Source organism: Deinococcus aquiradiocola, from assembly GCF_014646915.1.
Classification (GTDB): Bacteria; Deinococcota; Deinococci; order Deinococcales; family Deinococcaceae; genus Deinococcus; species Deinococcus aquiradiocola.
Window position 1 is genome coordinate 1 of sequence record NZ_BMOE01000019.1, and the last position, 22,788, is coordinate 22,788.

General features: G+C 70.0%; 21 protein-coding genes and 1 tRNA gene. 10 read left to right on the forward strand and 12 right to left on the reverse strand.

The genetic code is table 11. The features are described from left to right. Window positions 1-231 precede the first annotated feature (231 nt). The 3 genes from gcvT (at window position 232) to gcvP (ending at window position 4,721) form a co-directional block, all read left to right on the forward strand. Window positions 232-1,305 (forward strand): glycine cleavage system aminomethyltransferase GcvT, encoded by a 1,074-nt coding sequence (gcvT, locus tag IEY33_RS17425; RefSeq protein ID WP_188964573.1) that lies wholly within the window; start codon window positions 232-234, stop codon window positions 1,303-1,305. Window positions 1,306-1,358: 53 nt separating this feature from the next. After that, window positions 1,359-1,730: a glycine cleavage system protein GcvH gene (gene gcvH / locus IEY33_RS17430; RefSeq protein ID WP_188964574.1), complete on the forward strand. Its 372-nt coding sequence runs from the start codon at window positions 1,359-1,361 to the stop codon at window positions 1,728-1,730. 111 nt (window positions 1,731-1,841) lie between these two features. After that, a complete protein-coding gene (gcvP, locus tag IEY33_RS17435; RefSeq protein ID WP_188964575.1) occupies window positions 1,842-4,721 on the forward strand; it encodes an aminomethyl-transferring glycine dehydrogenase in 2,880 nt (959 codons plus the stop codon). Window positions 4,722-4,784: 63 nt separating this feature from the next. Here gcvP and IEY33_RS17440 read toward each other — a convergent pair whose 3' ends face one another. Both IEY33_RS17440 and IEY33_RS17445 read right to left on the reverse strand, forming a co-directional pair. Then, entirely contained in the window at window positions 4,785-5,069 is a 285-nt protein-coding gene (locus tag IEY33_RS17440) for a cupin domain-containing protein (RefSeq protein ID WP_188964576.1), read from the reverse strand. A gap of 99 nt (window positions 5,070-5,168) precedes the next feature. Then, window positions 5,169-5,621, reverse strand: a complete 453-nt coding sequence (locus IEY33_RS17445; protein WP_188964577.1) for a hypothetical protein — start codon at window positions 5,619-5,621, stop codon at window positions 5,169-5,171. A 388-nt stretch (window positions 5,622-6,009) separates the two neighbouring features. Between IEY33_RS17445 and IEY33_RS17450 the strand changes: the two genes are divergently transcribed. Together IEY33_RS17450 and IEY33_RS17455 are read left to right on the forward strand one after the other, a co-directional pair. After that, a complete protein-coding gene (locus IEY33_RS17450) occupies window positions 6,010-6,843 on the forward strand; it encodes an enoyl-CoA hydratase-related protein (RefSeq protein WP_188964578.1) in 834 nt (277 codons plus the stop codon). A 119-nt stretch (window positions 6,844-6,962) separates the two neighbouring features. Beyond that, window positions 6,963-7,047 (forward strand) — tRNA-Leu (locus IEY33_RS17455). Window positions 7,048-7,211: 164 nt separating this feature from the next. Here IEY33_RS17455 and IEY33_RS17460 read toward each other — a convergent pair. After that, window positions 7,212-8,117: a LysR family transcriptional regulator gene (locus IEY33_RS17460; protein ID WP_188964579.1), complete on the reverse strand. Its 906-nt coding sequence runs from the start codon at window positions 8,115-8,117 to the stop codon at window positions 7,212-7,214. A 353-nt stretch (window positions 8,118-8,470) separates the two neighbouring features. Between IEY33_RS17460 and aceE the strand changes: the two genes are divergently transcribed. Further along, entirely contained in the window at window positions 8,471-11,266 is a 2,796-nt protein-coding gene (gene aceE, locus IEY33_RS17465) for a pyruvate dehydrogenase (acetyl-transferring), homodimeric type (protein ID WP_188964580.1), read from the forward strand. A gap of 69 nt (window positions 11,267-11,335) precedes the next feature. Further along, a complete protein-coding gene (aceF, locus tag IEY33_RS17470) occupies window positions 11,336-13,123 on the forward strand; it encodes a dihydrolipoyllysine-residue acetyltransferase (protein ID WP_188964581.1) in 1,788 nt (595 codons plus the stop codon). A 255-nt stretch (window positions 13,124-13,378) separates the two neighbouring features. Here the strand turns inward: aceF and IEY33_RS17475 are convergent, their stop codons facing one another. Then, a complete protein-coding gene (locus IEY33_RS17475) occupies window positions 13,379-13,807 on the reverse strand; it encodes a hypothetical protein (RefSeq protein ID WP_188964582.1) in 429 nt (142 codons plus the stop codon). A 129-nt stretch (window positions 13,808-13,936) separates the two neighbouring features. Further along, complete coding sequence (gene surE, locus IEY33_RS17480; protein ID WP_188964583.1) at window positions 13,937-14,758, reverse strand: 5'/3'-nucleotidase SurE; 822 nt, start codon at window positions 14,756-14,758, stop codon at window positions 13,937-13,939. An 82-nt stretch (window positions 14,759-14,840) separates the two neighbouring features. Here surE and IEY33_RS17485 point away from each other — a divergent pair, with 82 nt between their 5' ends. Next, window positions 14,841-15,431, forward strand: coding sequence for a hypothetical protein (locus tag IEY33_RS17485; protein ID WP_188964584.1), 591 nt, complete (start codon window positions 14,841-14,843; stop codon window positions 15,429-15,431). On the opposite strand, the gene IEY33_RS17490 is transcribed toward IEY33_RS17485, so the two are convergent. The 3 genes from IEY33_RS17490 to IEY33_RS17500 form a co-directional block, all read right to left on the reverse strand. Continuing rightward, window positions 15,391-16,002: an isoprenylcysteine carboxyl methyltransferase family protein gene (locus tag IEY33_RS17490; RefSeq protein WP_188964585.1), complete on the reverse strand. Its 612-nt coding sequence runs from the start codon at window positions 16,000-16,002 to the stop codon at window positions 15,391-15,393. The genes IEY33_RS17485 and IEY33_RS17490 overlap by 41 nt on opposite strands. Further along, a complete protein-coding gene (locus tag IEY33_RS17495) occupies window positions 15,999-17,060 on the reverse strand; it encodes a type III polyketide synthase (protein ID WP_188964586.1) in 1,062 nt (353 codons plus the stop codon). Before IEY33_RS17495 ends, IEY33_RS17490 begins: the two co-directional genes overlap by 4 nt. A 147-nt stretch (window positions 17,061-17,207) precedes the next feature. Continuing rightward, window positions 17,208-18,092 carry an aldo/keto reductase gene (locus IEY33_RS17500; protein ID WP_188964587.1) on the reverse strand — a complete coding sequence of 295 codons (885 nt, stop codon included), beginning with the start codon at window positions 18,090-18,092 and terminating at the stop codon, window positions 17,208-17,210. Window positions 18,093-18,321: 229 nt separating this feature from the next. On the opposite strand from IEY33_RS17500, the gene IEY33_RS17505 reads away from it, so the two are divergent. Continuing rightward, window positions 18,322-18,606: a hypothetical protein gene (locus tag IEY33_RS17505; protein ID WP_188964588.1), complete on the forward strand. Its 285-nt coding sequence runs from the start codon at window positions 18,322-18,324 to the stop codon at window positions 18,604-18,606. Window positions 18,607-18,916: 310 nt separating this feature from the next. Here IEY33_RS17505 and IEY33_RS17510 read toward each other — a convergent pair whose 3' ends face one another. From IEY33_RS17510 to IEY33_RS17525, 4 genes are all read right to left on the reverse strand, one after another. Beyond that, a complete protein-coding gene (locus IEY33_RS17510; protein ID WP_188964589.1) occupies window positions 18,917-21,007 on the reverse strand; it encodes a S9 family peptidase in 2,091 nt (696 codons plus the stop codon). Then, window positions 20,998-21,147, reverse strand: coding sequence for a hypothetical protein (locus tag IEY33_RS17515; RefSeq protein ID WP_188964590.1), 150 nt, complete (start codon window positions 21,145-21,147; stop codon window positions 20,998-21,000). The genes IEY33_RS17510 and IEY33_RS17515 overlap by 10 nt, the downstream gene beginning before the upstream one ends. A gap of 68 nt (window positions 21,148-21,215) precedes the next feature. Next, window positions 21,216-21,998 carry a nitroreductase family protein gene (locus tag IEY33_RS17520; RefSeq protein WP_188964591.1) on the reverse strand — a complete coding sequence of 261 codons (783 nt, stop codon included), beginning with the start codon at window positions 21,996-21,998 and terminating at the stop codon, window positions 21,216-21,218. 30 nt (window positions 21,999-22,028) lie between these two features. After that, a complete protein-coding gene (locus IEY33_RS17525) occupies window positions 22,029-22,346 on the reverse strand; it encodes a hypothetical protein (protein ID WP_229671128.1) in 318 nt (105 codons plus the stop codon). A 67-nt stretch (window positions 22,347-22,413) separates the two neighbouring features. Between IEY33_RS17525 and IEY33_RS17530 the strand changes: the two genes are divergently transcribed. Continuing rightward, the gene (locus IEY33_RS17530) at window positions 22,414-22,728 is read left to right on the forward strand and encodes a hypothetical protein (protein WP_188964592.1); all 315 of its coding nucleotides are present in this window, start codon (window positions 22,414-22,416) and stop codon (window positions 22,726-22,728) included. Window positions 22,729-22,788 lie beyond the last annotated feature (60 nt).

The following is a 22,788-nucleotide window of genomic DNA, read 5'->3' on the forward strand; positions in this document are numbered from 1 at the left end:
AAAGAGCTGAGGGCTCGGCTGCGTGCGGGATGGCAGAGGATTCGGTACATCAAGTTGCCACAACGTCTCATGGAGGTAACCTCAATTTAAACCGGTATCAATAGGGCCTGAAGCTGACCTTTTCTGAGAACCGCCTTCCGGCAGGGCAGGGGGCACGCGTCCGGCATGCCCGCACGCCCCCGCCCGGCCGGGCCGGGGGGCGCACCGCCCCACATGCTCTACATTCGGGACATGGACAACGCCGGGACCCAGGAACTGAAACGCACGCCGCTGCACGCCGCCCACCTGCGCGCCGGAGCCCGCATGGTGCCCTTCGGCGGGTGGGACATGCCCGTCCAGTACGCGGGCGTCAAGGCCGAACACACCGCCGTCCGCGAACGCGCAGGCATGTTCGACGTGTCGCACATGGGCGAATTCCGCGTGCAGGGCCCCGGCGCGCTCGACTTCCTGCAGCACGTCACCACCAACGACGTCAGCAAACTGAAACCCGGCCGCGCGCAGTACAACTGGCTCCCCAACGCCACGGGCGGCCTCGTGGACGACATCTACGTGTACCGCGAGGCCAGCGAGGACTTCCTGCTCGTCGTGAACGCCAGCAACATCCAGAAAGACTGGACGCACCTGCAGGCCCTGCTGCCCGGCCACGGCGTCACCCTCACCGACGAATCTGACCGCACCGCCCTGCTCGCCGTGCAGGGACCGCACGCCGAAACGCTCCTGCAGCCGGTCACGGACACCGACCTGAGCGGCGCGAAAAAGAACGCGTACTTCCACGCGACCCTGCTCGGCGTGCCCGTCCGGCTCGCCCGCACCGGCTACACCGGCGAGGACGGCTTCGAGGTGTTCGCCGCGAGCGAGCACGCCGAACGGCTCTGGGACGGCCTGCTCGGCCTGGGGATCACGCCCGCCGGACTCGGCGCGCGCGACACGCTGCGCCTGGAGGCGGGCTTCCCGCTGTACGGGCACGAGTTCACGGACACCATCCACCCGCTCTCCAGCGGGTACGGCTGGGTCGTGAAAGACAAAGCCCACCACGGCCGCGACGCCCTCCAGACGCCCAGCCCGCAACGCCTGATCGGCCTGCGCCTCGACCGCGTGCCGGTCCGCGAGGGCTACCCCGTCAAGCTGGACGGCGTCGTGGTCGGCCACGTCACCAGCGGCACCACCAGCCCCACCCTCGGCCACCCCATCGCGGCCGCCCTCGTGGACGCGCACGCCGCCGCCGCCGGGCACTTCACGGTCGAGGTGCGCGGCAAGGACCACGACGCCACCCCCACCCCCATGCCCTTCTACAGACGCGCCTGACCCGCCCGGCCCTACAAATTCCCCCTCCCGATTCCGGCACAATGGAGCACGATATGACCACCCCGACTGACCGCCAGTACATGAGCAGCCACGAATGGATCAAGGAAGACGGCGACGTGAGCGTCGTCGGCATCACCGACTTCGCGCAGGACCAGCTGGGCGACGTGGTGTACGTCGAACTGCCCGAAGTGGGCCGCCAGGTCACGGCGGGCGAGACGGTCGCGGTGGTCGAGAGCGTCAAGACCGCCAGCGACATCTACAGTCCCGCCACCGGCGAGATCGTCGAAGTGAACGACGCGCTCAGCGGCAGCCCGGAACTCATCAACGAGGGCGCGCTGGAGGGCGGCTGGCTCTTCAAGATCCGCGTGGACAGCCTGAGCGCCGACCTGATGGACGCCGCCAGCTACGACGCCGCCAACAACTGACCCGCCGGGGCGGGCGCGTGAGGCCACCCTGGCCCGCCCCGCCCCCACCCTTGCCGCGAAGTGAACCGCTCACCCCGCCCGGCCCGCCCGGCCCGGCACGCAGGAGGAACCATGCGTCCCCTATCTGAACTGCTTCAGACCGACGATTTCACCCGCCGCCACATCGGCCCCACTCCCGAAGAGCAGGCCGCCATGCTGAGCGAACTGGGGTACGCGACCCTGAACGCCCTGACCGAAGCCACCGTGCCTGCCGCCATCCTGCGCCACGACCCCATCCAGTCGGGCGGCCCGGTGACGGAAGCGCAGGCGATCGCCGACCTGAAACGCGTCGCGCAGAAGAACAAGGTGTTCCGCAGTTACATCGGCATGGGGTACAGCGGCACGCACACGCCGCCCGTGATCCTGCGCAACATTCTGGAGAATCCCGGCTGGTACACCGCGTACACGCCGTACCAGGCCGAGATTGCGCAGGGGCGGCTGGAGATGCTGCTCAACTTCCAGCAGGTCGTGATGGACATGACCGGCATGGACGTCGCAAACGCGTCGCTGCTGGACGAGGCCACCGCCGCCGCCGAGGCCATGACGCTCGCCAAGCGCAGCGGCAGGAGCAAGGGCGACGTGCTGTACGTGGCGGACGACGTTCACCCGCAGACGCTGGACGTGATCCGCACGCGCGCCGAATATTTTGGATACAACATCCAGACCGGGCCTGCCGACGGCGCCCTGCCGGACGGCACCTTCGCCGCCCTCATCCAGACGCCCGGCACGCACGGCGACCTGCACGACCTGACCCCCATCGCCGAGCGCGTGCACGCGGCAGGCGCGGAACTGATCGTCGCGACCGACCTGCTCGCGGGCGCCCTCATCAAGCCCCCCGGCGAGTGCGGCGCGGACATCGTGGTGGGCAGCGCCCAGCGGTTCGGCGTGCCGATGGGCTTCGGCGGGCCGCACGCCGCCTTCCTCGCCTGCAAGGACGAGTACAAGCGCAGCATGCCGGGCCGCGTGATCGGCGTGAGCCGGGACGCGCGCGGCAAGACCGCCCTGCGCATGGCGATGCAGACGCGCGAGCAGCACATCCGCCGCGAGAAGGCCACCAGCAACATCTGCACCGCGCAGGCCCTGCTGGCCAACATGGCCGCCGCCTACGCCGTCTGGCACGGCCCCGAAGGCATCCGCACGATTGCCGAGCGCGTGCACCTGATGACGGGAATGCTGTACACGGCGCTGCATCAGAGCGGGCACAGCCCGGACGGGTTCCGTACGCAGGAGACGTTCTTCGACACCCTGACCTTCGCGGGCGACGTTGACCTCGTCCGTGCCCGTGCCGAGGCCAAGGGCATCAACTGCCGCTACCAGAATGACGGGCGAATCTCCATCAGTCTCGACGAGACCGTCACGCTGGCCGATCTGGCCGACATCATCGAAGTCATCACGGGTGAACAGGCTGACCTCGCGGCATTGGAAACGGTAGCCGCCCACGGCATCCCCGCCGACCTGCAGCGCACCACGTCCTACCTCACGCACCCGGTCTTCTCCGCGCACCACAGCGAGCACGGCATGCTCCGCTACCTGAAGGGCCTGGAGAACAAGGACTACTCTCTCACGCACGGCATGATCCCGCTCGGCAGCTGCACCATGAAGCTGAACGCCACCACCGAGATGATCCCCGTCACGTGGCCGGAATTCGGGACCATCCACCCCTTCGCGCCCCTCGATCAGACCGAAGGGTACGCCGAGATGCTCACCGAACTGGAAGCGTGGCTGGCCGACATCACCGGGTACGACGCCGTGTCCATGCAGCCGAACAGCGGCGCGCAGGGCGAGTACGCGGGCCTGCTGACCATCCGCAAGTACCACGAGGCGCGCGGCGAAGCGCACCGCAACATCTGTCTCATCCCGGCCAGCGCGCACGGCACGAACCCCGCCAGTGCCGCCATGATGGGCATGACGGTCGTGGTCGTGAAGACCGACCAAGGCGGCAACATCGACATGGCCGACCTGAAAGCACTCGCCGAGAAGCACAGCGCGAACCTCGCCGCCCTCATGATCACGTACCCCAGCACGCACGGTGTGTTCGAGGAGAACGTCCGCGAAGTGTGCGACCTCATCCACCGGCACGGCGGGCAGGTGTACATGGACGGCGCGAACATGAACGCCCAGGTCGGCGTGACCAGCCCCGGCATGATCGGCAGCGACGTCTCGCACCTGAACCTCCACAAGACCTTCGCCATCCCGCACGGCGGCGGCGGCCCCGGCATGGGACCCATCGGCGTCAAAGCGCACCTCGCACCGTACCTCCCCAACCACGCCGTGCGCCCCACCTCCGGCAGCCGCACCGGGGCCGTCAGCGCCGCACCGTACGGCAGCGCCAGCATCCTCCCCATCAGCTACCTGTACATCCGCCTGCTCGGCCCGGCCGGCATGAAGGCCGCCACGCAGGTCGCCATCCTCAGCGCGAACTACGTCGCGCACCACCTGCAGCACGCGTACCCCGTCCTGTACACCGGCCCCGGCGGACGCGTCGCACACGAATGCATCCTCGACATCCGCCCCCTCAAGCAGGCGACCGGCATCACCGAGGAAGACATCGCCAAACGCCTCATGGACTACGGCTTCCACGCCCCCACCATGAGCTTCCCCGTCCCCGGCACCCTCATGATCGAACCGACCGAGAGCGAACCCAAAGCGGAACTCGACCGCTTCGTCACCGCCATGCTCGGCATCCGCCGCGAGATTCAGGAAGTGCAGGACGGCCTCCTGACCGCCACCGACAGCCCCCTGCGCCACGCACCCCACACGCAGGACGACCTCATGACCGACACCTGGGACCGCGCGTACAGCCGCGAGACGGCCGCGTACCCCACCCGCACGCAGAAGCAGTGGAAGTACTGGCCCAGCGTGAACCGCGTGGACAACGTGTTCGGGGACCGCAACTTCGTGTGCTCGTGCCCACCCACGCAGGAGTACGCCGACTTCGAATTCGCCGAGTAAACGAAGGGAAGACGAGAGCGCCCAGCCATTTCCACAGGCTGGGCGCTCTCGTCTGGCAGGGACTTATTCTTTGGGGCTGATGGCTTCTACGGCGCTGAAGGTTTCCATGAAGCGGTAGGTGTGGAGGGTGTCGCGGGGGATGAGGTAGGTGTCGCCGACGTGGACGTCGTGGGTGGTGCCGTTCACGTCGATTTCGGCGCGGCCCTGGAGGACGTAGCCGACGATTTCGTAGGGGCTGGCGTGGACGTCTTTGTGCGTGCCGGGCACTTCGCCGCTCCAGAGGCGCAGGGCGACGTTCTCGCCGGTGGCGAGGGTTTTGCCGTTGGCGTTGGGGTTGGTTTTGCTCATGCCTGATGCTGGCGTGTGGGGGTGGGGTGAGCGTGTGCGGAAGCTTCAGGGGCGTTGCGTTCAGGGTGGCGTCAGGTTCATGAGTGTGCGGGTGTGGCGTCAGGTGGGGCGGGTGCGGTGGTGGAGGGTGGCGGCCAGGACGCTGAGGGCAGCGGCGATGGCGTGCACGGCGGCCGTGTGGTGCGTGGCGGCCATGAGGGTGGCGGTGGTGGCGGCGGTGGCGTGCAGGGCGAGGCCGGTGTGGTGGTTGAGGCGTTCGTGGCGCGTGGCGTACATGGGGGTGCGGGGGAGGGGGTCGTGCATGGCGTCGTGCGCTTCGGCGTACCGGATGAGGAGCAGGATGCCGTGCACGAGGATCAGTCCGGCGAGCAGCATGTACCCGGTGCCGAGGGCGCGGCTGGTGGTGTAGTCGGTCGCGCCGAGCCCGCCGTGCAGGAGGGCGGTGGGGATGGTGAGGAGCGCGAGGGTGAGGGTGTGGCGCGTGCTGTAGCTGGGCGGCGCGCCGAGGGGTGGGCCGGACGGGTCGGGCCGGGCGGCGTCGGGCGGCGTCATGGTGTGGCCCGGGGGTGCGGGGCGGCGGGCGGGCTGGACGTGTGCCGTTTCGTGCCTGGGCCGGGGCGCGTCCGTGCGCCTGCTGCCCCCGGCTGGACTGCAGCGGCGGTCGTCGCGGGATTCAACGGGAATCCTTGTCGGGCATGCGTTCAGGGTATACGGTTTTGAGCTGAACTCCTGGAGTTCAGCCGAGCGAAGCGAGCATCAACAGGTACGGTTTGGAGGAGATGGAGGGGATGACGGTGCTGTTTCCGGCATCCCTGGAATCGGATCAAAACCGTATGACGTCCCTGGTGCGGGCGGGACCGTAGTGCGGGGCGCGGTGCGCGTCCGGGCGGGTGGGGGCGGCAGTCCAACATTCCGGCGGGGCGTGCTTTACGCTGGGGGCATGTCACAACCTGCTTCTGTCCCCAATGCTGGCGCGGTGCTGCTGTCGTCCGTCACGAATGGCGTGCTGACCCTCACCATGAACCGTCCGGAGTCCCTGAACAGCGCGAACGACGACCTGCTGCTGTCGCTGCTGGACGCGGTGCGGGGCGCGGCGTCGGACGACGCGGTGCGCGTGGTGGTGCTGACGGGCGCGGGGCGCGGCTTCTGCGCGGGCGCGGACCTGGGCATGATGGCGGGCGCGGCGGCGGGCGGCGAGGCGAGCGCCACGCGTTTCAGCGAGCATCTGGAGCACACGTTCAATCCGCTGGTGCGCGCCATCCGGGCGCTGCCGAAGCCGTTCGTGTCGGCGGTGAACGGCGTGGCGGCCGGGGCGGGCGCGAGCCTGGCGCTGGTGGGTGACGTGCGCCTGTGGTCGTCGTCGGCGAGTGCGGTGCAGGTGTTCTCGAACATCGGCCTGATCCCGGATGCCGGGTCGAGCTGGCTGCTGCCGCGCCTGGTGGGCGGCCCGCGCGCCTTCGAACTGATGGCGTTCGCGGAGCGGGTGGGCGCGGAGGACGCGCTGCGGCTGGGGTTGTGCGAGCACGTGTTCCCGGCGGACGGGTTCGGGGAGGCGGTGCAGGCGTACGCGGAGCGGCTGGCGGCGCGGCCTGCGGCGGCGCTGGCGCTCACGAAGGCGCTGGTGCAGGGCGGCCTGAGCGGCACGCTGGACGAGTCGCTGCTGGCGGAGGCGGCCGCGCAGGACCGTGCGGGCGCCAGCTGGGAGCACCGTGAGGGCGTGACGGCGTTCCTGCAGAAGCGCGCGCCGGACTTCCTGAAGCGCCGCGACGCCTGACCAGTCCGGCCCGCGCGTGCCCTGCCGTGGCGTGGTGGGGCGCTGCGGGCCGCGCGGGGAACGTGCGGGCAGTGCTTGACAAGATGGGGGGCCTCTTATAGTCTATCTGAGCCCTGGGAGCCGAGGTGGCGGAATCGGTAGACGCACTAGTTTCAGGGACTAGCGCCGCGAGGCGTGTGGGTTCAAGTCCCATCTTCGGCACCATCAAACTCCCCGACTCCGGTCGGGGAGTTTCCTATTGGGCACGCGGGTCAGCCCGTGACCTTCCCGGACCAGCTGGAAGGGATGCCTGTGCTGGTTCCGGCATCCGTCTCATCGGATCGGAGCCGGACTGGAGCTCGCCCGGCTGTGGGTCGGCGCGCGCCTGTTCAGGGGCCGGGCGGGGCGGGGGCGTTCAGGACGGCCTGCGCGACCTGCAGGAACGCGGCGACCACGCCGTCCTGCTGCGCGCGCGGCCACGTCGCCACGATGTCCACGGTGGGCGCGTCCACGACGGGCCGGTACACCACGCCCGGCAGGCTCACCTGCGAGAAGAACCGGATGGGCAGGAACACGCCCAGGCCCGCCGCGACGAGCGACAGCAGGGTCGGCACCTCGATCGCCTCCTGCACGATGCGCGGCGTGAACCCGGCCGCGGCGCACCAGCGCATCACCTGGTCGAAGTACGTGGCGCGCACGGCGCGCGGGAAGAACACGAACGGTTCGCCCGCCAGGTCCTGAATGTGCAGGCGGCGCTTCCGGGCGAGCGGGTGCGTGCTGGGCAGCGCCGCGACGAGTTCCTGCCTCCACAGGGCGAGCGTCGCGAAGGACGGGTCGCGGACGGGGAGCAGCATCAGGCCCACGTCGATGTCGCCGCTGCGCAGGGCGGCCTCCTGTTCCTGCGCGGTCAGTTCGCGCAGGTCCACCGCGACGCTCGGGTGCGTCTCCCGGAAGCGGCGCACGATTTCGGGCAGGCCGCCGAACGCGAGGCCGCTCACGAAGCCCACCCCGAGTCGGCCCACCTCGCCGCGCGCGGCCTGGCGGGCGCGTTCGCTGCCCTGCGCGAGCGTGCTGAGGGTCGCGCGGGCCGACTCCAGGAACACCTCCCCGGCGGGCGTGAGCTGCACGCGGCGCGTGGTGCGCTGCACGAGCGCCACGCCAAGTTCCTCCTCCAGGCTGCGGATGCTGCTGCTCAGGGCCTGCTGCACCACGAACACGCGTTCGGCGGCGCGCCCGAAGTGCCCTTCCTCGGCCAGCGCGATGAAGTGCCGCAGGTGCCGCAGTTCAACGGCCACGCGCGGCCTCGCGGGTGGGGTGGGGGGCGTGGGGCCGTCCTGTGTTCGTGTTCCTGAACCGCGTCACGTTGCACGCTCCTTCGTCCGGCCGTCCTGCAGGGCCGCTGCCCGCCGCATTCACCACTCAAGCTGGTCAGTGCCCGCAGTTTACCTTGTTGGATGTGGGGAATCAGGGGTCTAGACTGAACGTCAGCCCGTCCAGTGCCGCACCTTGAGCCACGTCACACACGAACCTGACCCCGGTGACTCAGGATGAATTCCGGCACACGCAGCGACACGGGACACCGGCCCACCGTTCCGGCAACCGTACACCCAACCACGACCCGCCGCGCGTCGGCGTTCAGGGGAGAGCCATGACCACACCAGAGAAGCCCGGCAGCACCGCACCCACCAGCAGCACGGGACCGCACCCCCGCACCCGCCTGCCCATCACGGAACGTCAGAAGCTCAACGAGCTGGAGACGCAGGAGTGGCTCGACTCGCTCGCCTTCGTGCTGAGCGACGCGGGCACCGAACGCGCCGCGCGCCTCCTCGAGGACCTCGACCACTACGCGTACTTCAACGGCGCGCCCATCCAGTTCAAGCAGAACACGCCGTACATCAACACCATCGACCTCGACCACCAGCCCGTGTACCCCGGCGACATCGAACTGGAACTCAAGATCCGCAACGCGATCCGCTGGAACGCCGTCGCGATGGTCATCCGCGCCAACAAGGCGTCGGACGGCATCGGCGGGCACCTCGCCACGTACGCGTCCTCCGCCGAACTGCTCGAAGTGGGCTTCAACCACTTCTTCCGCGGGCACGGCGCGGGTGCCAGCCGCGACCTGATCTTCTTCCAGGGGCACGCCAGCCCCGGCGTGTACGCCCGCAGCTTCCTGGAAGGCCGCATCGACGAGGGCCGCATGAACCGCTTCCGGCGCGAACTCAGCAAGGACGGCGAGGGCCTCTCCAGCTACCCGCACCCCTGGCTGATGCCCGACTACTGGGAATTTCCGACCGTCAGCATGGGCCTCGGGCCGCTCCAGGCGATCTACCAGGCGCGCTTCATCAAGTACCTCGAGAACCGCGGCCTGAAACCCAAGGGGGACAGCAAGGTCTGGGCGTTCCTGGGTGACGGCGAGATGGACGAACCGCAGAGCATCGGCGCGCTCCGCTTCGCGGCGTACGAGAACCTCGACAACATCGTGTTCGTGCTCAACGCCAACCTGCAGCGCCTCGACGGTCCCGTGCGCGCCAACAGCAAGGTCATTCAGGAGTTCGAGGCGCTGTTCCGCGGTGCGGGCTGGAACGTCATCAAGGTCGTCTGGGACGGCAAGTGGGACGAACTGCTCAGCAAGGACTACAACGGCACCATCGTCAAGCGCTTCGAGCTGCTCGTGGACGGCGAATCGCAGCGCTACGCGGCCTTCGGCGGGAAGGAACTCCGCGAGAAGTTCTTCAACACGCCCGAACTGCAGGCCCTGATCGAAGGGTGGAGCGACGCGGACCTCGAACTGCTGAACCGCGGCGGGCACGACGTGAACAAGGTCTACGCCGCGTACAAGTCGGCCGTGGAGCACCAGGGCAGCCCGACCGTCATCATCGCCCGCACCATCAAAGGCTACGGCCTCGGCGAGAGCGCCCAGGCCCGCAACGTGGCGCACCAGGTCAAGAAGCTCGACTTCGGCGCCCTGAAGGACCTGCGCGACGCGCTGCGCCTGCCGCTCACGGACGAGCAGGTCGAGCACCTCGAGTACTACCACCCCGGCCCCGACACCGAGGAAGTCAAGTACGCGCTGGAGCGCCGCGCGGCCCTCGGCGGCGCCGTGCCCGCCCGCATCGTGGACTACGTGCGCCCCACCGTGCCCGGCGCGGAATTCTACGAGGAGTTCGCGCGCGGCAGCGGCGAGCGCGCCGTCAGCACCACCATGGCGATGGTGCAGGTCCTCAGCAAGCTCCTGCGCGACAAGGAACTCGGGAAGCTCATCGTGCCCATCGTGCCCGACGAGGCCCGCACCTTCGGCATGGACGCCCTCGTGCCACGCATCGGCATCTACAGCCCGCGCGGCCAGACGTACACGCCCGTCGACTCCGGCAGCCTGATGGCCTACAAGGAAGCCAAGGACGGCCAGATGCTCGAAGAGGGCATCACCGAGGACGGCGCCATGGCGAGCTTCATCGCCGCCGGGACCGCGTACGCCAACCACGGCGTGCCCACCATTCCCTTCTACGTGTACTACAGCATGTTCGGCATGCAGCGCATCGGTGACCTCGTGTGGGCCGCCGCTGACCAGCGCACCAAGGGCTTCCTGGTCGGCGCGACCGCCGGGCGCACCACCCTGGCCGGCGAGGGCCTGCAGCACCAGGACGGCAACAGCATGCTCCAGGCGTACGTCGTGCCGAACCTCAAGGTGTACGACCCGGCCTTCGCGTACGAGATCGCCGTGATCGTCGAGGAAGGCATCCGCGAGATGTACACCGAGGATCAGGACGTCTTCTACTACGTCACGGTCGAGAACGAGAACTACGCGCAGCCCGCCATGCCGCACCCGGAAGACCCCGAGAAGCGCGCCGCCGTCGTGGCCGGCATCATGAAGGGCATGTACCGCCTCGTGCACGGCGACGTGACCGCCGCGCCCGCCGTCAAGGGCAAGAAGGCGGCCGCCCCGCTGCGCGCGCAGCTCCTCGCGAGCGGCCCGAGCATGGTGGCCGCGCAGGAAGCGCTGGAACTGCTGAAAGGCTACGGCGTGATCGCGGACCTGTGGAGCGTCACCAGCTACAAGGCCCTGCACCAGGACGCGGTTCTCACGCAGCGGCACAACATGCTGCACCCCACGCAGGCCCCGCAGGAGAGCTTCGTGGCGCACCAGCTGTCGCGGACCAACGCGCCCGGCGTGATCGTGAGCGTCTCCGACTACGTCAAGCTCGGCGCGGACGGCCTGAACGGCCACCTCGACCGCAAGATCTGGACGCTCGGCACGGACGGCTTCGGCCGCAGCGAGGCCCGCGAGGAACTCCGCGACTTCTTCGAGGTGGACGCCAAGCACATCGTGGTCGCCACGCTGTACGCCCTGATGCGTGACGGTCAGCTGGACGGCGAGGTGGTCGCCCGCGCCATCGCGGAGCACGGCATCGACCCGGAACGCCTCGCGCCCGTCTTCCGCTGAATCACCGCGCGGCCACGTCCACAGGGGCGGGCCGCGCGTCCGCAACGCCCGTCCAGTAGGAGGATGAATATGTCGAATCAGGTCACGCTCCCGGAAGTGGGGGACAACGTCGAGCAGGGCACGGTGGTCACGGTGCTGGTGAAGGCCGGTGACACGGTGAGCGAAGGTCAGGCCGTCATCGAGATCGAGACGGACAAGGCCGTGGTGGAAGTTCCGGCGAACGCGTCAGGCGTGGTGGAGAGCGTGCAGGTGAAGGAGGGGGACACCGTGAAGGTCGGCGGCGTGATCCTGACCCTCGCCGGTGGCGCCGCCCCCGCCGCTGCAGCCCCCGAGGCGGAAGCGCCCGCGCCTGCCGCGTCGGCAGCGGCCGCGCAGGCGCAGCAGGCGAGCCAGGAACAGCAGGCCGCACCCGCCCAGGCTGTGGCCCAGGCTGCCCCCGCTGCACAGGCTCCGTCGGCCGCTCAGACGGTCACGCTCCCGGAAGTGGGGGACAACGTCGAGCAGGGCACGGTAGTCACGGTGCTGGTGAAGGCCGGTGACACGGTGAGCGAAGGTCAGGCCGTCATCGAGATCGAGACGGACAAGGCCGTGGTGGAAGTTCCGGCGAACGCGTCGGGCGTGGTGGAGAGCGTGCAGGTGAAGGAAGGAGACACCGTGAAGGTCGGCGGCGTGATCCTGACCCTCGCCGATGGCGCCGCCCCCGCCGCTCCTGCCGCCCCGGCCACCGAGGCGCCCGCTGCCCCGGCCGCCGCTCCCGCCGTGACGGGCGGCGAACAGCCCGCCGGGCAGAACCCGCAGGCACAGGCGCAGGGCACGCAGAACCCGCAGACCTACAACCCCGCCGCGCAGGCCGCGCAGACCTTCGACGGTCGCCCCGTCATCCACGCCGCGCCCAGCGTCCGCCGTCTCGCGCGCGAACTGGGCATCAACCTCGCGGGCGTGCAGGGCAGCGGCCCCGCCGGACGCATCAGCGAAGGGGACGTGCGCGGCCTGCAGGGCGGCACCCAGCCCGTCCCCCAGGCCCCTCAGGCGCAGGCCCCTGCCGCTCAGGCCCCCACCGCTCCCGCCGTGCAGGCCGCCGCTGCCCAGCTCGCCCCGGTTCAGGCCGCGCCCGTCCAGCAGGCCGCGCAGAAACTCCCCGACTTCGAGAAGTGGGGCCGCGTGCGCCGCGAGGACATGAACGGCATCCGCAAGGCCACCGTCCGCAGCATGACCAACGCCTGGAGCAGCGTCCCCATGGTCACGCACTTCGACAAGGCCGACGTGACCCGCATGGAGGAGACCCGCAAGGCCTTCGCGGCCCGCGTCGAGAAGGCGGGCGGCAAGCTCACCATGACCGCCATTCTTCTCAAGGTCGTCGCCAACGTCGTCCGCAGGAACCCCAAGTTCGGCGCGAGCCTCGACCTGGAAAACCAGCAGGTCATCTACAAGGATTACGTCAACCTCGGCGTGGCCGTCGACACCCCCAACGGCCTGCTCGTCCCCGTCCTCAAGGACGCCGACCGCAAGAGCATCACCGAGATCGTCCTCGAACTCAACGAACTGGCCGCCAAGGCCCGCGACCGCAAACTCAAGCCCGACGAGATGTCCGGCGCGACCTTCACCATCAGCAACCTCGGCGGGATCGGCGGTTACGCCTTCACGCCCATCGTGAACCCGCCCGAAGTGGCGATCCTCGGCGTGTCCAGGGGCGGCTTCGAGCCCGTCTGGAACCGCGAGACGTCCACCTTCGAGCCGCGCAACATGCTGCCCCTGAGCCTCAGCTACGATCACCGCCTCATCGACGGTGCGGACGCTGCCCGTTTCGTGCGGCAGATCTGCGAGATGCTCGAAGACCCCTTCCTGATCAGCCTGTAATAAGGCGTCCGGTCAGGTGGTGTCACGGCCTGACCGGGCCGGAGGGCGCAGGGAGAAGGAAAAAGGCAGGGCCGGAAGTTTACGCTTCCGGCCCTGCCTCACTTCCTGTGGAGACGCTTCTCTGGTCTTATACGATTTTGAGCTGAACTTTTAGAGTTCAGCCGAGCGGAGCGAGTATCAACAAGTACGGTTTGGAGGAGATGGAAGGGATGTCGGCGCAGTTCCCGGCTTCCCTGGAATCGGATCAAAACCGTATTACTGGCCCTGCGCGCCCTGCACGAGCGACACGACGCCCTTGGCGTCCGACTGGCACGCGAACGGCACCGGCTGGCTGCCGAGGCCCGCGCGGCTCACGGTCACCTGACTGCTGAGCAGCCAGCCGGGCGTCTGCGGGTTCGCGACGGTGCCCTTGACGAGCGAGATGGGGTCGTACTCGGTGTCGAAGGTGGCGTTCTGCGACTTGCCGACCGTCGTGGCGAACTCGTCGAACTTCGTCTTGCACTCCTCGATGAAGCGCGACTTGCTGATCTTGTTGCGGCTCACGTCGCTGACGTACGGGTTGCGCTGCACGGTGAAGACGCTCATCCAGACGAGCAGGGCCAGGGTCAGCACGATCGCCACCCACAGCAGGACGCGGGAGCCGGAACCGTCGGATTGGGGGCGGGCGGGAGCAGGACTGGACATGCCCTCAGGATAGCGCGGCCCTGCCGCCCGGACCGTCACCCGTCCGGGGACCGTTCATCCGTCCGGGTACTGTTCATCTTTCTGTGTACTGTGGGCCGGGCACACCGTCCCTGCCGCTCCGGCGGCGGCTCAGGCGGGCGTGCCGCGCTCCACGCCGGGCAGGTCCTGCGCGAGCGGGCCGAGCAGGTCGCGGGCCGTCAGGTCGAGCCGGACGGGCGTGACGCTGACGTGCCCGGAGAGGACGGCGCCGTTGTCGGTGTCGTCACCGACGTCCTCGGCGCGGATGGTGCCCGCCACCCAGTAGTACGCCTTGCCTTCCGGGTCCTGGCGGTGCAGCAGGTGGTCCTCGTAGCGGTGGTCGGAGAGGCGCGTCACGCGCGCGCCGCGCGGCTCGCCCGCCGGGAAGTTCACGTTCAGCAGCGTGCGGGGCGGCAGGCCCGTCTGCAGGACGTGCCGCACGAGCTGCGCGGTGTATCGGGCGCCCGCCTCGAAGCTGTACTCGCCGTTCTCGCTGCTGACCTGCGACGTGGCGATGGACGGCACGCCGAACGCGAGGCCCTCGATGGCGGCGGCGACGGTGCCGGAGTGCGTGAGGTCGTGCCCCATGTTCGGGCCGATGTTGATGCCGCTCACCACGATGTCGGGCGTGCCGAGCAGGTGCACGCCCAGCACCACGCAGTCGGCGGGCGTGCCGTCCACACGGTACGCGGGAATGTCGCCGAACCCGGCGGCCGCGGTGTGCCGGAAGCGCAGGGGGCGGCGGATGGTGATGCCGTGCCCCACCGCGGACTGCTCCACGTCGGGCGCGACGACGCGCACGTCGCCCACCTCGGCGAGTGCCACGGCGAGCGCCTTGATGCCGGGTGAGAAGATCCCGTCGTCGTTCGCGATCAGGATGCGGGGGCGGTCGTGCAGGTCGGAATAGGGGAGGGGGTGGTCGCTGGACGGCATGCCGTCACTGTACCGCCTGCCCGGTCCGGCACTTCGGGGCGTGCCCGTGCATGTCGGGCGCGCGATCCGCTAGCCTGAGCGCGTGAGCAACCATCCTCTGCTGACCCAATTCCTGACGGCGCTCCAGGCGGCGGTCGTGCAGGAGCCGCTCTCACCGGCTCCGATGCCGGACGACAGCGGCATCGAGCGGCTCCTGGCGCAGCTCCCGTCCACCATGTACGCCGAGCTGGGCGAGTACCTGAGCGTGCGCCTGCGGGCCGAGGAGCGCGGGCCGTTCGACGTGGTGCTGGCCCTGCCGGAAGGTGTCCGGCTGGCCGAGCAGATCGCGGACCGCCTGCGGCTCCCGCTGGCGCGCGTGCAGGGACAGCCGGGCCACTGGAAGATCGACCCGGTGCTGCTCCGCAACCGCCCGCGCGCCCTGATGGTGAGCCGGGAACTCACGACGGGCCGCGCAGAGATGGAGGCCAGCGTCCTCGCGAACAAGTACGCCTGCGAGGTCAAGACGCTCGCGTGCGTGCTGGAGCGCAGCACCGCGCCCGGACGGCACCGGGTGCTGCTGCTCGGCGTTCAGACGGTCGCGGCCGTGTGCCTCGCGCACGTTCCGGCGTCCCCGGAGACGCGGGCCGGGTGGGTCATCGAGCGTCGTCGCGGGCAGGAACGGCCGGAACGCTGACGGGCGCGGCCCCGTCCGGCGCGCTGCTGCGCTGCCGGGCGTCCCGCTCCTGGGCCTCCCTGTACTGGGCGAGCGCGCGCTCCTCCGCCGGAATGCGGATGAATCTCAGCAGTGCCCCGTTCAGCACGCTGCCGATCAGCGCGGTCCGCCACGCGCCCAGCGCGAGCGGCAGGCTCGCCATCTCCAGCGCCACCACCGCGTAGTTCGGGTGGTTCAGGTACCGGAACGGGCCGCCTGTGACGCGCCCCCGCCCCGGCACGATCAGGATGCGGGTGTTCCACTGCCGTCCCAGCGTGCGGATCACCCAGTACCGCAGCGGTTGCGCCACGAGCAGCAGCGCCAGCCAGCCCCACCGCACCCCGCCGCGCGACCGGCGGCCCTCCAGCAGCGTGCCGAGCAGCCACCCGGAATGCAGCAGGAAGAACAGCGGGTAGTGCTCCCGCCCGTACTCCTGCCCGCCCTCGGCGAGCGACCACGCCTCGTTGCGCCGCGCGACCCGCAACTCCAGCACCCGCTGCACTGCCAGCGCCCCGATCAGGTACGGCGTGACCGTCCGTGCCCGCAGCTTCATGCCGGGAACTCCAGCAGCACGTGCTCCGCGCAGAAGCCGGGCCCCATCGCGCTCAGCAGCCCGCGACCCTTCGCGCCTCGCCGCAGCGTGTACGCCAGCACGAACAGCACCGTCGCGCTGCTCATGTTGCCGTAGTCGCGCAGCACCTTGCGGGAGCACACCAGCCGCCCTTCCGGCAGACCGAGCGCCGCCTCGTACGCCGCGACGACCTTCGCGCCGCCCGGATGCACGATGTACTCGTCGAGGTCCTCCGGCTGCCACCCGCTGCCCTGCAGGGCCTCGTCCACGTCGCCCTTCATCATGCTCGCCACGAGCGTCGGGATGTCCTGACTGAAGCGCACCTTCAGGCCGCCGTCGTCCACGTCCCAGCCCATCACGTCCTCCGACGCGGGAATCAAGGTGCTGTGCGCGCCCCGCACCCGCGCGAGGCACGCCGCGCCCGTGTCCGGCCCCAGCAGCAGGGCCGCCGCCCCGTCCGAGAACAGGGCCGTCCCCACGAAGTTGCTGCTGCTCTGATCGCCCGCCACGAGCGTCAGGCTGCACATCTCCGCCGCGATCAGCAGCACGTTCCGGTACCCGGCCCGCACGAGGTCCGCCGCGCGCGCCAGGCCCTGCGCGCCGCCCGCGCAGCCCAGCCCCCACAGCGGCAGGCGCACCGCCTGACGGTTGATGCCGAGCCGCTCCATGATCACGCTCTCCAGGCTCGGCGTGCTGATGCCCGTGCTGGTCACGAACACCACCGCGTCCACCTCGGCCGCCGGGCAGTCCGCCTGCGCCAGCGCCTCCAGCGTCAGCCGCTGACACAGCTCCAGCGTCGTCTCCACGTAAACGGCGTTCTTCTCCGCGAAGCTGCGCGGCTCCATGTACCACTCCAGCGGCATCGCCAGCGCCCGCCGGTCGATCTGCGCGTTCGAGAACACCTCCATCAGCTTGGGCCGCTGACTCAGGCGCGGGAACAGCGTCGCCGCCGCCGCCTGAATCTCCGACTGCGGCACGAGGTGAGGGGGAATGCCGGTCGCGATGGAACGCAGGACGGGAACGGAAGCGCTGGAGGACATGCCGTCCAGTCTGCCGTGCCGGGCCGGGCATCACCGTGAACCTCACGCCCAAAAAAGTTGGGAAAGACTTGGCCGAACGCCACGTCTTTCCCATGCTTCCGAAGACCGCGTCAGGCGGCCCTCATGTCGGCGTCAGCCGACCCCGGATCAGCCCTTGGCGGCTTCCGCCTTGCCCTGCTCGCTCAGCGCCGTGAAGTCCTCGTCGGACAGCGTGATGGCGGCCGCCGCGACGTTCTCCTCCAGGTGCTTGACCTTGCTGGTGCCGGGGATGGGCAGCATCACGGCGCTGCGCTTGAGGACCCACGCCAGCGCCAGCTGCGACGGCGTCGCTTCGTACTTGTGACTCAGGGTGTCGAGGATGCTGCCGGGCTTCGCGAGGTTCCCGGCGGCCAGCGGGAACCACGGGATGAACCCGATGCCCTGCGCGTCGCAGTACTCCAGCACGTCCTCCGACTGACGCGTCACGAGGTTGTACAGGTTCTGCACGGTCGCGACCGTGAACACCTCCTGCGCCGCCCTGATGTCCTCCACGCTCACCTCGGACAGCCCCAGGTGACGGATCAGGCCCTCGTCCTGCATCTGCTTCATCACGCCGAACTGCTCGTCGCGCGGGACCTTGCTGTCAATGCGGTGCAGCTGCCACAGTGGGATCTGGTCGAGCTTCAGGCGGCGCAGGCTCATCAGCACGCACTGCCGCAGGTACTCGGGGCGACCCACGGGCGGCCACACGTCCGGACCGTGCCGCGTCAGGCCGCCCTTGGTGGCGATGACCGAGCTGGCGTACGGCGCGAGCGCCTCCGCGATCAGGTCCTCCGACACGAACGGCCCGTAGCTGTCGGCCGTGTCGATGAAGTCCACGTCCAGTTCCGGCAGGCGCTTCAGCACGCGGATCGCCTCGTCCCGGTCGTCCGGCTCGCCCCAGATGCCCTTGCCGGTGATGCGCATGGCCCCGAAGCCCAGGCGGTTCACCTGCAGGTCCCCGCCGATCTTGAAGGTGCCGCTCTGCGCGGCCGTGATGCTGTTCTGCGTCATGGTTTCCCCCTGCGCCTCCCGCCCGGCCCGCGCGGAACGTGACGTGCCGTCACCCCTCACGCGCCCGGCCCCGGAAGGCGGCCGACACCCGGCGGCACGATGACCCCCGGCAATCGCTGACGTTGTACCGCCCGCCCACCCGCCCGACTGTGGTCAGGCGCCGAATGAAGGGAATCTCAAGCCGCGGCGCGGCACGGTGTGGGCAGGCCGCGCCGCGTATGCTGCGGGCGTGCCCTGGCAGATCTACGCGACCGCCCAGACCGGAACCGTGCAGACGGGAACCGCGCACGCCACCCTGTACCTCGTGCCGGGCGGCGGCGTGAACCTGCGCGCGCAGCGCGGCGAGGAACTCCTGCTCGACGCGCAGCACGCCACGCTGCAGGACGCCCTGATCGGCGCGGCCCTGTCCGGCCTGCCGCAACCCCTGTACGACGCGCTGCTCGACGCCGTCGCCCGCCGGGCCGCGCAGGACGACGCGGGCGACTGGACGCCCGACTGGCCCACCGAGGACTGATCCGGTTTTGAGCTGAACTTTTGGAGTTCAGCCGAGCGACAAGGGCACCAACAAGTACGGTTTGGAGGAGGTGGAAGCGGGCAGGCGTCCTCTCCTGCGGAGCTGTCCCAGTCATGGGCGCTGTTCTGCCCAAGAAGCGGGCAGGCGTCCTGCAGGGCGTATCGTCGTGAACGGACGCGGCTGGCCACGCCACTCCTCCCGTTCTGCCCAAAAAGGGATGCCTTTGCTGTTTCCGGCATCCCTGGAATCGGATCAACACCGGATGACCAGACTGCAACGGGCAGGACCCCGCTCCCCGGCCCCGCTGCCGTCAGGGGGTGGGTTCGCCCTCCGCGACGGCCAGCAGGAACGCGTACTCCTCGGCCACCTCGCGCAGCGCGTCGAAGCGTCCGCTGCTCCCGCCGTGCCCGGCCCCCATGTGCGTCCTGAGGACCACCGTGCCGCTTCCGTCCTGCATCACGTCCCGCAGGCGCGCCGCGTACTTCGCGGGTTCCCAGTACGCGACGCGCGGGTCGTTCAGGCCGCCCGACACGAACACGTTCGGGTACGTCCCGCCGCGCAGGTTGTCGTAGGGGCTGTACGCGGCCATCACGTCGTACCACTCGCGCCGCTCCGGGTTGCCCCACTCGTCGTACTCGCCGGTCGTGAGGGGCAGCGAGGCGTCCAGCATGGTGCTCAGCACGTCCACGAACGGCACGCCCACGAACGCCGTCCGGAACAGGTCCGGCCGGAGGTTCAGCACGGCGCCCATCAGCAGGCCGCCCGCGCTGCGCCCCATGGCGGCCAGGTGCCCGGCCCGCGCGACGCCCGCCCGGATCAGGCCCTCGCCCGCCGCGACGAAGTCCGTGAAGGTGTTCATCTTGTGCGTGAGGCGTCCGGCGTCGTACCAGCGGCGGCCGAGTTCGCTGCCGCCCCGGATGTGCGCTGTCGCCCACACCCAGCCGCGGTCCAGCAGCGGCAGGCGCGACGCGCTGAACGCCGGATCGATGGAGATGCCGTAACTGCCGTACCCGTACAGCAGGGTCGGGGCGGGCAGCGGCGTGTCCCGGCGACGCACGACGCTCACCGGGACGCGCTCCCCGTCCTGCGCCTCGACCCACACGCGCTCCGCGACGTACTGCGAGGCGTCGTACCCGGGCACGGGCGTCGTCTTGAGGAGCGTCAGGTCCAGCGTGTCCAGGTCGAGGTCCAGGTGCTCCACGGGCCGCGTGAGGCTCGTGAAGCGCAGCCGCGCCTGCCGTGCCCCGAACACGCGGTTGCCGCCCAGCATGACCGTGTGGCTCTCCTCCGCGAACGGCACGCGCCGCGCCGCCCCGTACCCTTCGTCCCCGCCTTCCGCGTCCGGTGTGCGCGGCAGCACCCACACCTGCGTGAAGCCCTCCTCGCGCCCCAGCAGCACCAGATGGCCCGCGAAGGGCCGCAGGTCCGTCAGGTGCCGCCCCTCGCCGTATGGCAGCACGTCCCGCGCGTCCCCCCACGAGAGCCCCGCACGCTTCGGGAGGCGCACCAGCCCGAACTCCCGGCGGCCCCCCGCGTTCGTCAGGGCCAGCCAGTGATCCCCGCCGTCCTCCAGCACGTACTCCACGCCCGCCTCACGCGGCACCACCACCTGCGGCACGGCCGACACGTCCCGCGCGTCCAGCCAGAACCACTCCGTACTGAGGCTCGCCGCGCAGCCGATCAGGACGGACTCGCCGTTCGCCGCGCCGCTCAACGTCACCCGGAAGGTCGGGTCCGGCTCGTGCAGCAGCAGCGCGTCCCCCGCCATGCCCGCCCCCACCTCGTGCCGCCACACCCGGTCCGGGCGCTGCGTGTCGTCCTCCGTCCCGTAGAACAGGTGCCGCCCGTCCGCTCCCCAGGCGAGCGTCCAGCCAGACACGCCCGGCAGCGGCACCTCCGCCAGCTGCCCGGAGTGCGTGTCCAGCACGCGCAGCTCGAACACCTCCTGCCCCGTCGTGTCCAGCAGGTACGCCCAGTACCGCCCGTCCGGACTGGGCCGCGTGCCCGACACCCACACGTTCGCGTGCCCCTCCCGCACCCGCAGCGCGTTCAGGTCCAGCAGCACCTCCTCCGGCCCGCCCGCCGCCGGGCGACGCAGGTACACCGGGTACTCCTGCCCCTCCTCGGTCCGCGTGCCGTACAGCCACGCGCCCTCCTGCACGGGCGGCACCTCGTCCCGCTCCTGAATGTGCGACCGCAGCTCCCGCGTCAGCTCGTCCACCAGCGCCGCGTGCGGGGCCAGCACCGCGTCCAGGTACGCGTTCTCGGCCTGCAGGTACGACAGCACCCGCTCACTGCTCCGCCCGTCGGTCTTCAGCCAGTGGTACGCGTCCGGTCGTTCCAGGCCGTGTTCACGGTGCACGGTCGCCTCCCGCGGCGCGCGCGGCGGAATCATACGCATTCCGTCCAATTCCCGTACAGTCGGGAAAGCGCCGCCTGCACGTCCATTTCCCGGAACACGTCCCCGTTCCTTCTCCCGTCGGTCGGATGAAACCCGCAAACACCGCGGGAGTTCATCGGAATGCGGATCAGTTCGCTCATGCCTCAGCGTACCGGACGCGGCCCTCCCCCGCATCCACCTGTGCAGGGCCGCCCCCGCCCGTTCCGGATCAGTCCGTTTCGGGGTGCGTGCAGTCCTCCCGGAACACGTACTGACTCGGGCGCTTGCGGTGACGGCTGCTCCAGTCGATGCTCGGCCGGCGCTCCTCCGGCGGCACGTACCCCAGGCGGTACACCGCCATCAACTCCAGTTCCGGCGGCACGCGCAGCAGCTCCCCCAGTTCCCGCCAGCGGTCCGGCAACTCCATCGGCGTGCTCACGAACTGAATACCCATCCCCAGGCTCGCCACGGTGTTCCACACGTTCCCGACAGACGCGCCCAGCCCGAACACGCTGTAGAAGCCGCTCAGCTCGCCCGGCCGGTACTCCGCGCGGTCCAGCAGCGCCGCCATCAGCAGCGGACTGCCCGCCACCAGCTTGCGGTTGTCCTCGCCCAGCTTGGCGGGCACGCCCAGCTGCCGCATGAGCTTCAGGCCCGCGTCGCTGAACACCTGCCGCGTGAACGGCCGCAGCGGCCCCGGCAGGTGGTCGATGAAGATCCCGTCGCGCCGCTCCTCCATCTCCGCGTGCGAGAACCGGAAGTACCGCCGGTACCGTTCGAAGAACACGCCCTGCTCGATCAGGGCCGTCATGCTGCGCCCAGAGATGTCCGCCACCGCCTCGATGGTGCGGCGGTCCTCCACCAGCACGTACCGCCACGGCTGCGAGTTGAAGTGACTCGGCGCGGCCGCCGCCACCGACATCAGGACGCGCTGATGCTCGCGGCTGACCGGGCGCGGCAGGAACGCCCCGTTGGTGGTGCGGCGGGACAGGAGGGCGGCAGTGAGTTCCATACCGTCAGGGTAGATCACGCGCGTACGCCCTCACCACACCCAGCACGCCACGCCCGCCCACGCCGCCGCGACCAGCACGGCCAGCCGCCAGTGCCCGGGACGGCCGGGCCGTGTCCGGCTCATGCCGAGCAGCAGCGCCAGCAGCGTCACGAAGGGCCACCACGCCCGCCCCGCCCCGCCCGCCAGCGCCGCGCACGCCAGCGTCCCCAGGCAGGTCAGCAGGTACAGCGCGTGGTGCGGCCAGCGCCCCACGCCCGCCCACCACCGCCGCTGCAGGCTGAACCCCAGCGTCATCAGCAGCGCCAGCACCACCAGCGTCCCCGACACCGCCGCATGAAAGACCGTCACGTCAAGATGATACGGGCCCGTCCCGGAAGGGCGCGGACGGCCTGGGGCATGCTCTACACTGACCGTCATGCGTCCCGCTTACCTGACGGCTGCCCGCGCCCTGCAACTGGGGCGCGAGGCGGCGCTGCTGGGAGATCACCGGCAGGCCGAACTGGAGTACCAGGACGCCCTGGACCTGCTGCGGACCCTGCCGCCCGAACGCACCCGCGACACGCTGCTCGCGCACGCGCACCTCGCGGCGTACCAGACGCTGTCCCTGGCGGGCCGTCCGGACGCGCAGCAGCACCTGCACCTGGGCATCAGTTACGCGCGCAGCACCCGCGACCCGCTGGCGCGCGCCATCGCGGAGGAGTGCCTGAGCGGACTCGACATCGTGATGTGATACGGTTTTGAGCTGAACTTGTAGAGTTCAGCCGAGCGACAAGGGCACCAACAGGTACGG